12 protein-coding genes and 1 pseudogene are annotated in these 14107 nt (G+C 63.6%); 11 read left to right on the top strand and 2 right to left on the bottom strand.

Annotated elements, in window-relative coordinates; genetic code table 11:
- The first annotated feature begins 6 nt into the window (after window positions 1-6).
- From AC3RCM_RS13710 to AC3RCM_RS13670, 9 genes are read left to right on the top strand one after another with little or no spacing between them, the layout of a single operon-like run.
- Window positions 7-1374, top strand: coding sequence for a DUF1329 domain-containing protein (locus AC3RCM_RS13710; protein WP_020191682.1), 1368 nt, complete (start codon window positions 7-9; stop codon window positions 1372-1374).
- A 54-nt stretch (window positions 1375-1428) separates the two neighbouring features.
- A complete protein-coding gene (locus AC3RCM_RS13705) occupies window positions 1429-2490 on the top strand; it encodes a WD40/YVTN/BNR-like repeat-containing protein (RefSeq protein WP_064491996.1) in 1062 nt (353 codons plus the stop codon).
- Window positions 2491-2493: 3 nt separating this feature from the next.
- A complete protein-coding gene (locus AC3RCM_RS13700) occupies window positions 2494-4983 on the top strand; it encodes an efflux RND transporter permease subunit (protein ID WP_064491997.1) in 2490 nt (829 codons plus the stop codon).
- Window positions 4973-6163, top strand: coding sequence for an MFS transporter (locus tag AC3RCM_RS13695; RefSeq protein ID WP_064491998.1), 1191 nt, complete (start codon window positions 4973-4975; stop codon window positions 6161-6163). The genes AC3RCM_RS13700 and AC3RCM_RS13695 overlap by 11 nt, the downstream gene beginning before the upstream one ends.
- A complete protein-coding gene (locus tag AC3RCM_RS13690) occupies window positions 6160-6324 on the top strand; it encodes a hypothetical protein (protein ID WP_019438618.1) in 165 nt (54 codons plus the stop codon). Before AC3RCM_RS13695 ends, AC3RCM_RS13690 begins: the two co-directional genes overlap by 4 nt.
- Window positions 6325-6335: 11 nt before the next feature.
- On the top strand, window positions 6336-6908 hold the full coding sequence (locus tag AC3RCM_RS13685; protein ID WP_104887625.1) for a cupin domain-containing protein: 573 nt from the start codon (window positions 6336-6338) through the stop codon (window positions 6906-6908).
- Complete coding sequence (locus AC3RCM_RS13680; protein ID WP_104887626.1) at window positions 6905-7897, top strand: fumarylacetoacetate hydrolase family protein; 993 nt, start codon at window positions 6905-6907, stop codon at window positions 7895-7897. The genes AC3RCM_RS13685 and AC3RCM_RS13680 overlap by 4 nt, the downstream gene beginning before the upstream one ends.
- Entirely contained in the window at window positions 7888-8874 is a 987-nt protein-coding gene (locus tag AC3RCM_RS13675; RefSeq protein ID WP_064492001.1) for an NAD-dependent epimerase/dehydratase family protein, read from the top strand. Before AC3RCM_RS13680 ends, AC3RCM_RS13675 begins: the two co-directional genes overlap by 10 nt.
- Window positions 8871-9653 carry a cyclase family protein gene (locus tag AC3RCM_RS13670; RefSeq protein ID WP_492629674.1) on the top strand — a complete coding sequence of 261 codons (783 nt, stop codon included), beginning with the start codon at window positions 8871-8873 and terminating at the stop codon, window positions 9651-9653. The genes AC3RCM_RS13675 and AC3RCM_RS13670 overlap by 4 nt, the downstream gene beginning before the upstream one ends.
- A gap of 79 nt (window positions 9654-9732) precedes the next feature.
- Here the strand turns inward: AC3RCM_RS13670 and AC3RCM_RS13665 are convergent, their stop codons facing one another.
- Window positions 9733-10011 carry a 2Fe-2S iron-sulfur cluster-binding protein gene (locus tag AC3RCM_RS13665; RefSeq protein WP_492629673.1) on the bottom strand — a complete coding sequence of 93 codons (279 nt, stop codon included), beginning with the start codon at window positions 10009-10011 and terminating at the stop codon, window positions 9733-9735.
- Window positions 10012-10174: 163 nt separating this feature from the next.
- Between AC3RCM_RS13665 and AC3RCM_RS13660 the strand changes: the two genes are divergently transcribed.
- A complete protein-coding gene (locus tag AC3RCM_RS13660) occupies window positions 10175-13180 on the top strand; it encodes a Tn3 family transposase (protein ID WP_023082813.1) in 3006 nt (1001 codons plus the stop codon).
- 8 nt (window positions 13181-13188) lie between these two features.
- On the top strand, window positions 13189-13551 hold the full coding sequence (gene tnpC / locus AC3RCM_RS13655; RefSeq protein WP_010953865.1) for a Tn3 family transposase post-transcriptional regulator TnpC: 363 nt from the start codon (window positions 13189-13191) through the stop codon (window positions 13549-13551).
- 142 nt (window positions 13552-13693) lie between these two features.
- Here tnpC and AC3RCM_RS13650 read toward each other — a convergent pair.
- A pseudogene (locus AC3RCM_RS13650) lies at window positions 13694-14107 on the bottom strand (YqaA family protein); the annotation flags it as partial.

The following is a 14107-nucleotide window of genomic DNA, read 5'->3' as shown; positions in this document are numbered from 1 at the left end:
CACCCGATGAAACACAATAATAAAGTCGTTTCCCTGCTCACTGCCCTGAGTGCCTCGCTGCTATTGGCCCACGGCGCCGTTGCCGCAGTGCCCGCCGAGCAGGCGGCCATGCTCAAGACCAGCCTGACCCCGCTCGGTGGCGAGCGGGCCGGCAACGCGGATGGCAGCATTCCTGCCTGGACCGGTGGCTACATCCAGGCCGACCCGGCCTACAAGGAAGGCGGCAAGCGTGGCGATCCGTTCGCCAGCGACAAGCGGCTGTTGAGCATCACCGCGCAGAACATGGCGCAGTATGCCGACAAGCTGACGCCGGGCATCCAGGCGATGCTGAAGAAGTACCCGGACAGCTATCGTCTCGACGTCTACCCGACGCGCCGCAGCGCTGCCGCTCCGCAGTCGGTGTACGACGCTACCCTCGCCAACGCCACCAGCGGCAAGCTGGTGGACGGCCCCGCCGGCCCCATGCCCGAAGGCGCATCCGGCGGCATCCCGTTCCCGATCCCGGCCAATGGCGTGGAAGCCATGTGGAACCACCTGCTGCGTTGGCGGGGTGCGTCCTGGCACGCCAGCTTCAATCAGTACCTGACCACCGCCGACGGCAAGCACGTGCTCACCAATGACTCGCGGGCCGATTTGCAGATGCCCTGGTACCTGCCCGGTGGTAGTGGCGACAAGGGTGTGTTCTGGTCCATCCGCATGACCAACGACGGCCCGCCCCTGCGTGCCGGGGAGGCCATTACCGGCCTGGAGAACCTCAACGCCGACAAAGCTGCGGTCTGGACCTACCTGCCTGGTCAGCGCCGTGTGCGTCGCCTGCCCAACGCCTGCTGCGACACGCCGACCCCGGCCACCGCCGGCGTCATGAGCTTCGATGAGCTGTACGTGTTCAACGGTCGTCTCGACCGCTTCGACTGGAAGCTGGTGGGCAAGAAGGAGATGTACATCCCCTACAACGCCAACAAGGTGTTCACCGCCAGCAACGCCGAGGCGCTGCTGGCCCCCCATCACCTGAACCCCGACTCCATCCGCTGGGAGCTGCACCGTGTGTGGGTGGTGGAGGCGACGCTGAAGAATGGCCAGCGCCATGTGATGCCGCGTAGCACCTACTACCTCGACGAAGACACCTGGGCTGCCGTGCTGGGCGAGCGCTATGACGCCCGCAACCAGTTGGCCAAGGTGGTCTGGACCTCGCCGGTGGTGCTGCCTGACCTGCCGGGCGTGGTGACCTTGACCAACGGCTTCTACGACCTGCTCTCCGGTGCCTGGTTCGCCGGTGACCTGTTCGCAGGCAAGAACGAACAGTACCGCATCGTGCCGCCCTACAAGGACTCGGTGTTCACCGCCGACGCCATGGCCGGCGAGGGCGTGCGCTGAGCAGGCGCGCTGCGCAGGTGCTGTACCGACTCTAAGAACAAAAGGTTGCGTGCGATGAACAAGATGCTCTACGGCTGGCTGCTGGCAGCCTGTTGCGGGCTGCCGCCGGCGTTCGCCGGTGACAGCGTGGATGTGCTCGCGCAGCCCGCGCTGCACGGCCCCCAGGCCCTGCGTGCGGTATTGCAGGATGTGGCCCGGGCCGATGCACGCCTGGTCGCGGTGGGTGAACGTGGCGTGGTACTGCTGTCCGATGACAATGGTGCCACCTGGCGCCAGGCCACTGCCGTGCCGGTGAGTGTCAGCCTGACCGCCGTGCAGTTCATCGACGCCCGCAACGGCTGGGCGGTCGGCCATGCCGGCGTGGTCTTGCACAGCCAGGACGGTGGTGAGCACTGGAGCGTGCAGCTCGACGGCAAGCGCGCCGCCGCCCTGGAGGTGCAGGCAGCCGAGGCGGCCGCAGACGAGCGTCGCCTGGCGGCGGCGCAACGGCTGCTGGCTGACGGCGCGGACAAGCCGTTGTTGGCCCTGAATTTCACCGATGCCCGCAACGGCCTGGTCGTGGGTGCCTACGGGGTGGCCATGCGCACCGCCGACGGCGGGCGCAGCTGGCAGTCGGAGATCGGCCGACTGCCGAACGGGCGTGGACTGCACCTGTATGCCCTGGCGCGCCAAGGCAACCAGGTGTATGTCGCCGGCGAGCAGGGCCTGCTGCTTCGCTCGCGTGATGGCGGTGAGCATTACGAGGCGCTGCACGGGCCCTACGATGGCAGCTACTTCGCCGCCACCGTGTTGCCCGATGGCCGTCTGCTGCTCGGCGGCCTGCGCGGTTCGCTGTTCGCCTCTGACGACGGTGGCGACAGTTTCCAGGCGCTAGCCAACCCGATTCCGGCATCGATCAACGGCCTGCGTGTCGCCGATGGCCAGTTGTTGCTCGCCAACCAGGCAGGGATGCTCCTGCGCAGCGGCCTCGGCGCCTTTGCCGCCCAGCCCGTGGCGGTCTCCGATGGCCTGCCACTGACCGCCGCTACTGCCGCCGCCGATGGCTCCATCGTCGCCGTCGGCATGGCCGGTGCGCGCCGCCTGGAACCTTCCTCTCTTTCCACCACGACGGACTGAACCATGCACGTCATGAATTCATCTGCGCCTTCCAGCGGCCATCTCGACGACTTCGACAGCGCGTCCGGCTCGCTGCTGGAACGTGCGCTCTTCAACCACCGTGTGCTGGTGTTGCTGCTGTGCCTGGCGGCGACCTTGCTGCTCGGCTGGCAGGCCTCGCGCCTGACCCTCAATGCCAGCTTCGAGAAGATGATCCCGCGCGATCATCCGTTCATCCACAACTACCTGGAGCACCGTCAGGAACTCGCCGGCCTGGGCAACGCGGTGCGCATCGCCGTGGCCAATCCGCGCGGTAGCATCTACGACAAGGACTACCTGCACAGCCTGCAGCAGCTCAACGATGCGGTATACCTGCTGCCTGGCGTCGACCGTGCGGCGATGAAGTCGCTGTGGACGCCGTCCACCCGCTGGACCGGAGTCACCGAGGAGGGCCTGGAAGGTGGCCCGGTGGTGCCCGACGGCTACGATGGCGCTGCCGCTAGCCTGGAAGCGCTCAAGCGCAACGTGGAACGCTCCAACGAGATTGGTCAACTTGTGGCCTTCGACCAGCGTTCGAGCATTGTCTACGTGCCGCTGCTGGAGAAGACCCCGGACGGCCAGGCCCTCGACTACACGGCCTTCGCCCATGAGCTGGAAACCCTGCGCGAGCGCTTCCAGGCGCAGGGGGTGGAGATCCACATCACCGGTTTCGCCAAGGTCGTCGGCGACCTCATGGACGGCCTGCGGCAGATCCTGCTGTTCTTTGCCGCCGCCATTGCCATCACCGCCGCCGTGCTGTACTGGTACACCCGCTGTGTGCGCAGCACCGCGCTGGTGGTGGTGTGTTCGCTGGTGGCAGTGATCTGGCAGCTCGGCCTGCTGCCGCTGATGGGTTACGAGCTCGACCCGTATTCGGTGCTGGTACCGTTCCTGGTGTTCGCCATTGGCATGAGCCATGGCGCCCAGAAAATGAACGGCATCATGCAGGACATCGGCCGCGGTATGCATCGCCTTGTGGCAGCGCGGTTCACCTTCCGCCGGTTATTTCTGGCCGGGCTCACCGCGCTGCTCTGCGATGCGGTCGGTTTTGCCGTGCTCATGATCATTCAGATACAGGTGATCCAGGACCTGGCCGTCATCGCCAGCCTGGGCGTGGCGGTGCTGATCTTCACCAACCTGATTCTGCTGCCGGTGCTGCTCTCCTACGTGGGCGTCAGTGCCCGTGCGGCACGGCGCAGCCTGCGCGCCGAAGAGGCCGAGGCCAGCGGGGCGGGCAAGCATGCGGTGTGGCGCTTCCTCGATCTGTTCACCCGCCGACGCTGGGCGGCGGCGTGCATCGCCGTCGCTGCGCTGATGGCTGCCGGGGGCTACGCCGTGAGCCTGCACCTGAAGGTAGGCGACCTCGACGCCGGCGCTCCCGAGCTGCGCGCCGATTCGCGCTACAACCGCGACAATGCCTTCGTCACCCGGCACTACGGCGCCAGCAGCGATGTGTTCGCGGTGATGGTGCGCACCGCCCCCGGTGGCTGTTCGGCCTACGGCACCTTGAAACACGTGGATGACCTGGACTGGCAACTGCGTGGCCTGCAGGGCGTGGACTCGACAAACTCGTTGGCGCTGCTCAACCGCCGGGTGCTGGTCGGCCTCTCCGAAGGCAGCCCGAAGTGGTATGACCTGGTCAACAACCAGGCGACCCTGAACATGGTCACCGCCGGTGCCCCGCGCGGGCTGTACAACGACGACTGCAGCCTGCTGACGCTCTATGCCTACCTGACCGATCACAAGGCCGACACCCTGGCGCGGGTGGTCGACAGCGTCCAGGCGTTTGCCCAGGCCAACGACAGCGAGCAGGCCAGCTTCCTCATGGCTGCCGGCAGTGCAGGCATCGAGGCTGCCACCAACCAGGTGGTCAAGCAGGCCAACCGCGACATGCTCTGGTGGGTCTACGGCGCGGTGATCGTGCTCTGCCTGGTGACCTTCCGCTCCTGGCGCGCGGTGCTCTGCGCGGTACTGCCGCTGGTACTCACCTCGATCCTCTGCGAAGCGCTGATGGTGGCGCTGGGTATTGGCGTGAAGGTGGCGACCCTGCCGGTGATCGCCCTTGGGGTCGGCATCGGCGTGGACTACGCGCTGTATGTGATGAGCATAGTGCTGGCCCAGCTGCGCCAAGGCGCGAGCCTGTCCCAGGCGTATTACCGCGCGCTGCTGTTCACCGGCAAGGTGGTCATGCTCACCGGTATCACCCTGGCCATCGGCGTTGGTACCTGGATCTTCTCGCCGATCAAGTTCCAGGCCGACATGGGCGTGCTGCTGGCATTCATGTTCGTCTGGAACATGGTCGGTGCATTGATCCTGCTGCCGGCGTTGGCCTACTTCCTGTTGCCGCACCGCAAGGCCTGTACCGAGCAGCTGGCATTGCCGGCGCATGAGCACACAAGGCGCGAGCGCAGTAGCGGGATGCTGGAGCAGGGCGCCAGTTTTCGCCCGCTGGAGGAGGTGAGCCATGGCCGCTGAACGCACCGCCGGAAGCGCCCAGGCTGCCTTGTTGCTGTTCGGCAGTTGCCTGCCCGTCCTGGGGGCGGTGCTCATCGCACCGGTGCTACCCCGCATGCACGCGCATTTTGCCGAGACGCCGGGCGTGGCCGTGCTGGTGCCGGTGGCCCTGACGTTGCCGGCACTGGTCATAGCCTTGTTGGCGCCGCTGGCCGGGGTGTTGGCAGACCGAGTGGGGCGGCGAGCACTGCTGCTGGCGAGCATGTTGCTCTACAGCCTGTGCGGTTTGTTGCCGTTGTGGCTGGACTCGCTGGTGCTGATTGTCGCCAGCCGCGCCGGCATCGGCTTGGCCGAAGCCGGCATCATGACCTGTTGCACCACGCTGATGGGTGACTACTTCGACGGCCAGCGCCGGGCGCGGTTGTTCGCTTTGCAGATGGTGGTCACCTCATTGGCGGCGGCGTTGTTCATGGGCTTGGGCGGTGCGCTGGGGGAAAGCGACTGGCGGACACCGTTCACCCTCTATGCGGTGGGTGCGCTGTGCCTGCCCTTGATGGCCCTGCTGTTGTGGGAGCCGCGTGCCTGCCAGACCGCCAGCGAAGCCACCGTCGATTCGCGTTTTCCATGGGCGGCCCTGACGCCGTTATACCTGCTCACCGTGCTGGCTGGCGTCAGCCTGTTCATCGTCCCGGTGCAGGCCGGTTACGTGCTGCAGTTACTGCACATAGATGCGCCCCGTCAGGTCGGCCTGGCCATGGGCGCCAACCAGCTCGGCGTGTTGGCCGGTGCACTGGCTTTTCGCTTACTGGCGCGCTTGCCGGCTGGGCGGTTGCTGGCCTTGGGCTTTGCCACGGCGGGGCTCGGTGGCGGCCTGATGGCGCTGGCCAGCAGCCATGCGCCAGTGGTGCTGGCGGTGCTGATCAACGGCCTGGGTGTTGGGCTGTTGCTGCCGACGCTGATCACCCTGGTGATGCAGCAGGTTGGCTTCGATCAGCGCGGCCGTGCCACGGGTGGGTTCACTTCGGCGATTTTCGCGGGTGAGTTCGTCAGTCCATTGATCGTCCTGGCATTGACCGCTGGTGTGGCTACGCAACTGCCGCATGCACTGCTGCTGGTCGCCATCGGACAACTGCTGCTGGCGCCTGTGTGCCTGTCCTTGATGCGCCACCGGCGTGCGGTGACGGTGGCAGGTGCACGATGAACGAAATTTTCCTTGGCGGGCGAGCCGGTGCCAGTCGCTCTCTGCGCAGCGCCATGTGGCTGACCAGCACGCGCCTACCGGCCATGGCTGAAGGCGCAGCGTTCATCAGCGAACAGAATCTTATTGTCGACGGTGGCTCGACCATCGGCGACGGCAATTGAAAGGAGACAGCATGCAATCGCTTCCTGCATTCAAACGTGTAGTCACCGGCCACGATGCCGAGGGCCAGGCGGTCGTCGCCAGTTGCGGCCCGACACCGAACAACTTCCCACTCAAGGCGGTGCCTGGCACCCTGTTCTACGAAGTCTGGAACAGTGTCGGCAGCCCGGCGACACTGGACAACGGCGATGATCCGACAGCGCAGCCGCTGCAATTGAGCCCCGGCCCGCTGGGCAGCGTGATTCGCGTGGTGGACATACCGCCCGACAGCGTGCAGAACCAGGTCAGTGCCGAAGATGCAGCCGCTGCCTTCGCCGAGATCGGCGAGGCGAGTGCCGGCACGGGCAAAGCCGATTCGAAGCACAAGCTGATGCACCGCACCGAAACCCTGGACTACGGCATCGTTACCGAGGGCGAGGTCTGGCTGGTGCTGGACGATGGCGAAGTCCACCTCAAACGGGGCGACATCGTGGTCCAGCGCGGTACCAACCATGCCTGGAGCAACCGCAGCGAACAGATGGCCCGGATGGTCTTCATCCTGCTCGATGGGCGTTATGCCGAGACGCTCAAGGAGCTGCTGCCATGAAGCTCGCCACGTTCGACGACGGCAGCCGCGATGGTCGCCTGCTGGTGGTGGCCCGTGACCTCGGGCATGCGGTCGATGCCAGCGACATCGCCACCAGCTTGCAGGTCGCGCTGGAAAACTGGCCCCAGGTCGAAGCCCGCTTGCAGGCGCTGTATCAGCAGCTCAACGACGATGCGGTTGCGGGTGCCTTCGCGCTCGACCTCGCTCGGCTGGCTGCGCCCCTGCCGCGTGCCAGCCAGTGGCTGGATGGCTCGTGCTTCCTCAGCCATGGCGCGTTGATGCAGAAGGCCTTCAACCTGGACCCGATCGAAGGCGTCGAGCACACCCCACTGATTTACCAGGGTGCCAGCGATGACTTTCTCGGGCCACTCGCGGACATACCCTTGCCCAGCGAGGCCCACGGCATCGACTTCGAGGGCGAGTTCGCGGTGTTGCTCGATGACGTACCCATGGGATGCCCGGCGGAGCAGGCCTTGCAGCATGTTCGCCTGATCCTGCAACTCAACGATGTCAGCCTGCGGGCCTTGGCACCGCGGGAAATGAAGACCGGCTTCGGCTTTCTCCAGGCCAAGCCCGCCAGCAGTTTCGCGCCCGTCGCGGTCACCCCGGACGAACTCGGCGAGGCCTGGCGCGACGGCCGGGTGCACTTGCCGCTGCACGTGCACTGGAATGGCGAGTGGTTCGGCCATCCCCATGGCGGCGCCATGCACTTCGGTTTCCACCAGTTGATTGCCCATGCGGCGCTGACGCGACGCTTGAGTGCGGGCACGCTACTGGGCTCCGGCACCGTGTCCAACGACGAGCGCAGCGTGGGCTCGGCGTGCATCGCCGAGCGCCGCGCCATCGAAACCATCGCCTGCGGTGCGCCGCGCACGGCCTTCATGCGCTTTGGCGACCGGGTGCGCATGGAGGCTCGCGGGCCCGAGGGCGAGGTGCTGTTCGGGGCCATTGACCAGCGCGTGGTGCGGGGAGGCTGGCCATGCGAGTGATGGTCACCGGCGCCAATGGCTTCGTCGGGCGCCAGTTGGTGCAGCGCCTGCTGGACCTGGGCGAGCTGCGCGGGCGGCGAATCGAGGCATTGCTGGTGCTGGATCAGGCACTGGATGGCCTGCCCGAAGACGCGCGCCTGCGTCGTCATCACGGTAGCGTCACCGACGCGGCCTTGCTGCGTCGGGTGCTGGCTGACGGTGTCGATGTAGTCTTCCATCTCGTCAGCGTACCTGGCGGCGCTGCCGAGGCGCAGTACGAACGGGGTTACCAGGTAAACCTGCAAGCAAGCCTGGAGCTGCTCGACCAACTGCGTAATCCCCTCTGTCCACCGGTGCTGGTGTACGCCAGCAGCGTCGCGGTGTACGGCGGCAAGTTGCCGACGCGCATGGACGAAGGCCAGCCAGCGTCGCCGCAACTGTCCTATGCGGCGCACAAACGCATGGTGGAGATCGCGTTGCAAGACCTTGCCCGGCGTGGCGAGGTTGACGGCCGCGCCTTGCGTTTGCCCGGTATCGTTGCTCGCCCGCGCGAGCCGAATGGTCTGCGCTCGGCGTTCATGAGCGACCTATTGCACGCCTATGTGGCCGGGGAGGCCTACACCTGCCCGGTGTCACCCGAAGCGAGCGCCTGGTGGATGTCGGCCCGTTGTTGCGTGGACAACCTGCTGCACGCCGCCGAGCTGGAAGCGCCGGGCAGCCAGCGGGTCTGGCAACTGCCTGTGTTGCATTTGACCATCGCCCAGGTGCTGACCGGGCTGGCGGCTGTTGTTGGCGAGGCCAACCGTGAGCGCATCGCCTTCGCCCCCGATCCCCAGCTCGAAAGCCTGTTTGGCCGCTACCCACCGTTGCGTACCTCGTTCGCCCGCGAACTGGGCTTCTGCCACGACGGTTCAGTGGCCGGTCTGCTGCGTAATGCCCTCGACTTGCCGCCGCGCCACACCCGTCGCGCGGCCATCCGCAAAGGAATCCTCGTATGAGCTTGAACACACGTCGCTTGCTGGACCTGTCTGTCACCCTGGACAACAACCCTTACACTGATCCGCCACCTTTGCTGCCGAAGATCGATTATATGGATCATCAGCAGGGTTGGCCGGAGATGGCCGCGGTGTTTCCCGGGCTGCGCAAGGAGGACCTGCCGGGCGACGAGTCCTGGGCGGCAGAGCGCCTGCAGATCACCACTCACAGCGGTACTCACATGGACGCGCCCTGGCACTACGCATCCACCACCGACGGTGGCAAGCCGGCCTTCGGCATCGACGAACTGCCGCTGGAGTGGTGCCTGCAGCCGGGGGTGAAGCTGGATTTTCGTCATTTGCCGGATGGCCACGTGGTCACTGCGGCCCAGGTAGAGGCCGAGCTTGCGCGTATTGGGCATGATCTGCAGCCGCTGGACATCGTGCTTGTGAACACCCGCGCGGGCAGCTTGTTCGGCCAGCCTGGCTATCTCGAAGCAGGAGTGGGGATGGGCCGCGAGGCGACGTTGTACCTGCTGGAGCGCGGGGTGAGGGTGGTCGGTACCGATGCCTGGAGTTGGGATGCGCCATTCAAGTTCACCCGCGAACGCTTCAGTGAAACGGGCGACGCCTCGATCATTTGGGAGGGCCATAAGGCCGGGCGTGATATCGGCTATGGGCAGATGGAGAAGCTGGCCAATCTGGAGCAGCTACCGGCGGATGGGTTTCAGGTAAGTTGCTTCCCTTACAAGATCCGGCATGCCTCAGCCGGCTTCGTCCGGGCGGTAGCGATCTTCGATTAGGGACAAAGCCATGGGCCGCGAGGAGGGCACGTGCGCAGCTGCCGTCAGCCGTTGGCCCTCGGGCAGCTGCGGGCGATGGTCAAACGTCCAGCACCAACCGGGCGCTGTGGCAGCCCGATACGCAGGGCGTTATCCATTCTCCGCTGTTGCGCTGGGCATCGCTGAGGTACTCGTCGCGGTGATCAGGCGCCCCCTCGATGACCCGGCTGACACAGGCGCCGCAGATACCCATTCCACATGACACGGGTAGCTCCACGCCCGCCCGCGATGCCGCCTGTACCAAACTTTCACCCGGTTGCACCTCGACCTGGAGACGACTGCGCTGTAGCACCAGTGTGCAGTGACGCTCGACGTGCAAGGTGGGCTCTGTGGGGTTATGCCGAGATAAGGCAAAAATTAGGACATTCGTTCTGTAAATATATGATTTAAAAGGTTATTCGAGAGGCCGTGGCTTGCTGGTCATCCACCGTCTGGCTAGCCGTCTATGCTGATGCTTTTGCCTCGCTTGGGGGATGTGTTCAATGGCATCGGTGGAAAGAACAGCCTACCCTATCTTGCCCAGTCAGCTACCGGCCAAGGAGCTTCATCGAAGCTATTCCCTGTCTGATTCAGAGATCGAATGGGTCAACAACACCGCTAAGAGTCCAGCGCTCTCGATTGGGCTGGCAATCCAGTTAAAGGTGTTTCAGCAGCTGCACTATTTCGTTCCGTTCGAGGAGCTTCCTCAGGAACTCATCAGTCATGTCCGGCAATGCCTCCGCTACGGCGCACGAATAGCTCCACGCTATAGCAATCCCCGCACCCTTTACCGGCACCAAGCAGCGGTACGGCAGTACCTGCAGGTTACCCCCTTCTACAGCAGCGACGGGCTAGCGGTCACTGAGCAGATCGCACGTGACTGCGCTGTAGTTCTTGAGCAGCGAGTCGATCTCATCAATGCCATGCTTGATGAGCTGATTCAGCGTGGCTATGAGCTTCCGGCTTATTCGACGCTCAACAACCTCGCAGAAACCGCCTTGGCGAGTGCCCAGGAAGTTACCTTCAACCTAGTCGTGACTCGAGCGCCAATCGAGGTGATCTACAAGCTGAAGGAGCTGCTCGACACCGACTTCGGCCGGCGCCAGAGCGATTTCAATGCGCTGAAACAGGCACCCAAGAAGCCATCTCGCAAGCACCTGGAGGTGCTGATCGACCACTTGGCCTGGCTAGAGAGCTTCGGGGACCTGGAGGCCATCTTTGAGGGGATCGTCGATGCCAAGATTCGCCACTTTGCTGCCCAAGCCGCGGCGGCGGACGTCTCCGAGCTGAAGGACTGCTCGCTGCCGAAGCGCCACACGCTGATGCTGGCCTTGATATATCGAATGCGTGTGCGAACTCGGGACCACCTGGCCGAGATGTTCATCCGGCGGATTTCGACGATCCATAAACGCGCCAAGGAGGAGCTGGAACAAATCCAGGCGCGACAACGCCAGAAGCTGGAGCAGTTGGCGGCGACCCTGGACGGCGTGGTGCAGATTCTGGTTCAAGAACCGGATGACCAGGAAGCTGGCAGCCTGATTCGGGAATACCTCTCCCCTGATGGCAATCTGGATCGGTTGCGTGAGACTTGCGCCGAAGTCCAAGCTACCGGCGGTAATAACTACCTGCCGTTGATCTGGAAGCACTTCAGGTCCCATCGCTCGCTGTTGTTCCGTCTCAGTCACCTTCTCCAACTGGAGCCCACGACTCAGGATCGGTCGCTGACTCAGGCACTTCAACTGATCCAGGACAGCGAGAATCTACACCGCGAATGGATCGACGAGCACGTCGATTTGTCGTTTGCGTCGGAGCGCTGGGTCAAGGTCGTTCGTCGCCCTTCGAGTGAGGGGCCACCGACCAACCGGCGCTATCTGGAAGTTTGCGTTTTCTCCTACCTGGCCAGCGAGCTGCGATCCGGCGACATGTGCGTACAAGGGTCGGTATCCTTCGCCGACTATCGCAAGCAGTTGCTACCCTGGGAGGAATGTCTCCAGCGACTACCGGCCTACTGCGAAAAGATGGGGCTGCCTGGCACAGCGAAGGAGTTTGTTGCCTCTCTCAAGACCCAGTTGGAGGAAACCGCGCAACAACTGGACGAGAAATTCCCATCATGCCGAGGGGACGTATCGATTAACGAAGCTGGAGAACCGGTGTTGCGCCGAGTAGCGGCGCGGGACATCCCCCCTTCGGCCATCTCGCTGCAGACGGCGCTTATGCAGCGCATGCCGGCCAGGCATGTGCTCGATATCATGGCTAACATCGAGCATTGGATTCAGTTCACGCGGCATTTCGGGCCCATGTCCGGTAACGAGCCGAAGCTCAAAGAGCCTGCCGAGCGCTACCTGATGACGATCTTCGCCATGGGCTGCAACCTAGGCCCTAGCCAGGCTGCACGGCATCTGACCGGTAATGTCACGCCACACATGCTGTCCTATACGAATCGCCGTCACCTCTCGCTGGAAAAACTGGACAAGGCTAACCGCGAGTTGGTGGAACTCTACCTTCAACTTGATCTGCCCAAGCTCTGGGGCGATGGCAAGGCGGTGGCTGCGGACGGCACGCAGTTCGACTTCTATGATGACAACCTGCTGGCCGGCTACCACTTTCGCTACCGCAAAATGGGAGCCGTGGCCTATCGGCACGTGGCCAACAACTACATCGCCGTGTTCCAGCACTTCATCCCGCCGGGCATCTGGGAGGCGATCTACGTGATCGAGGGGCTGCTCAAGGCTGATCTCAGCGTCGAGGCTGACACGGTGTACTCCGATACCCAAGGGCAGTCGGCCACGGTGTTTGCCTTCACCCATCTGTTGGGCATCAATCTGATGCCACGTATTCGCAACTGGCGCGACCTGGTGATGTGCCGGCCGGATCGCGGTGCTTCGTACAAGCATATCAACCGCCTGTTCACCGACACTGCCGACTGGAACTTGATCGAAACCCACTGGCAGGATCTGATGCAGGTCGCATTGTCGATCCAGGCCGGCAAGATTTCCTCGCCCATGCTGCTGCGCAAACTCGGCTCCTACAGCCGGCGCAACAAGCTCTACCATGCGGCTCAGGCACTGGGCAGCGTGATCCGTACGATCTTCTTGCTCAACTGGATCGGCAGTCGCGAGTTGCGCCAGGAGGTCACCGCGAACACCAACAAGATCGAGTCCTACAACGGTTTCTCCAAGTGGTTATCTTTCGGCGGCGATGTGATTGCTGAAAACGATCCGGACGAGCAGCAGAAACGGCTGCGCTACAACGACATGGTGGCCTCGTCGGTGATCCTGCAGAACACTGTGGACATGATGCGCATCCTGCATAAACTGGCCCGCGAGGGCTGGCAGTTCACCGATGAGGACGTGTCGTTCCTCAGCCCCTACCTGACCAGCAACGTCAAGCGCTTCGGTGAGTTCAACCTCAAGCTCAATAGGCCACCGGAGCCCTGGATCAAGGACTCGGTATTCCAACAGGCCGCCGGCTCGCTTCGAGCCAACACGGCCAGCAAGACCGGTGCCTAGGAGGCAACATGATCGAGATCCCTCCCGCGACTTTTCGAGTCACACCCTACGGAGAAGTGGATGGTGTAGCACTGGACAAGCTGCGAGCCAGCTTCGACACCTCCCAGCTTCTGCGACTGGTTGACCAATTCGATGCCTGTCTGGCTGAGTTAGGTGGAGTTGTGGCTGTCCGAGATGAGCTGCTGAAGCTTCATGCGATGGCCCTAACCCTTGTAGAGGGTGTGCCACTGACAGTACCTACTGAGAATGCCTGCATCTGGACGGAGGCTGAGTCGCTGCAACAGAATCTCGAGACCCTCGCTGGGTGGGTGCGCTCTGCTCAAGCTGGAATAATCCCCTTGGTCAATCTAGCGCCCGACCACGAACAGTAAGCACTTGGGAGAGTGCCTATATTGTAAATGCGCAGGCTTGAGGAAAGACCATCTCTTGCCGGATTAAATCTTCGACAGCGGCAATCCAATACTTATCGAGCGACCAGCCGAAGAACTTGACCTGTCTCACCCGAGCGTCAGGGGCCAGCACCAGATGGCGAGTGGCCTTGGCCAGCGTTACGATCAACAGTAAGCTCCAAAAGGGTTCCCGCAGGACGCCAGCCACTACTGTGAGTGGATCACCAATAATATGTACCCAGCTGATCAGCAGCGACCAGCGCCCGAAGCGGTGATAAGCCTGCTGGGTCTTTTCCAGTTTTTCTTCGCTGACGGGAAACCAGCGTTTGTGTCGGTAGTGTTCGATAAAACGGCCCAACAGCCAGTTCAGTGCTTAGCCCAGTACATTGCCCGTGGTCGCCACGGCCAGCCGTGTCCAGGCGGCATAGGGGTCGGTCAGCAGCAAGCCGACCAGCACCGCTTCCGGCTGCATGGGCAGCAGCGTGGCGGCACCGAAGGCGGCGAGGAACAGGCCGAAATAGCCGGATAACTCGCACAT

The organism is Pseudomonas sp. GW823-FHT05G12 (assembly GCF_058795575.1).
The sequence above is the reverse complement of the archived record's forward strand: the minus strand, read 5'-3'. Positions and strand labels throughout refer to the sequence as shown.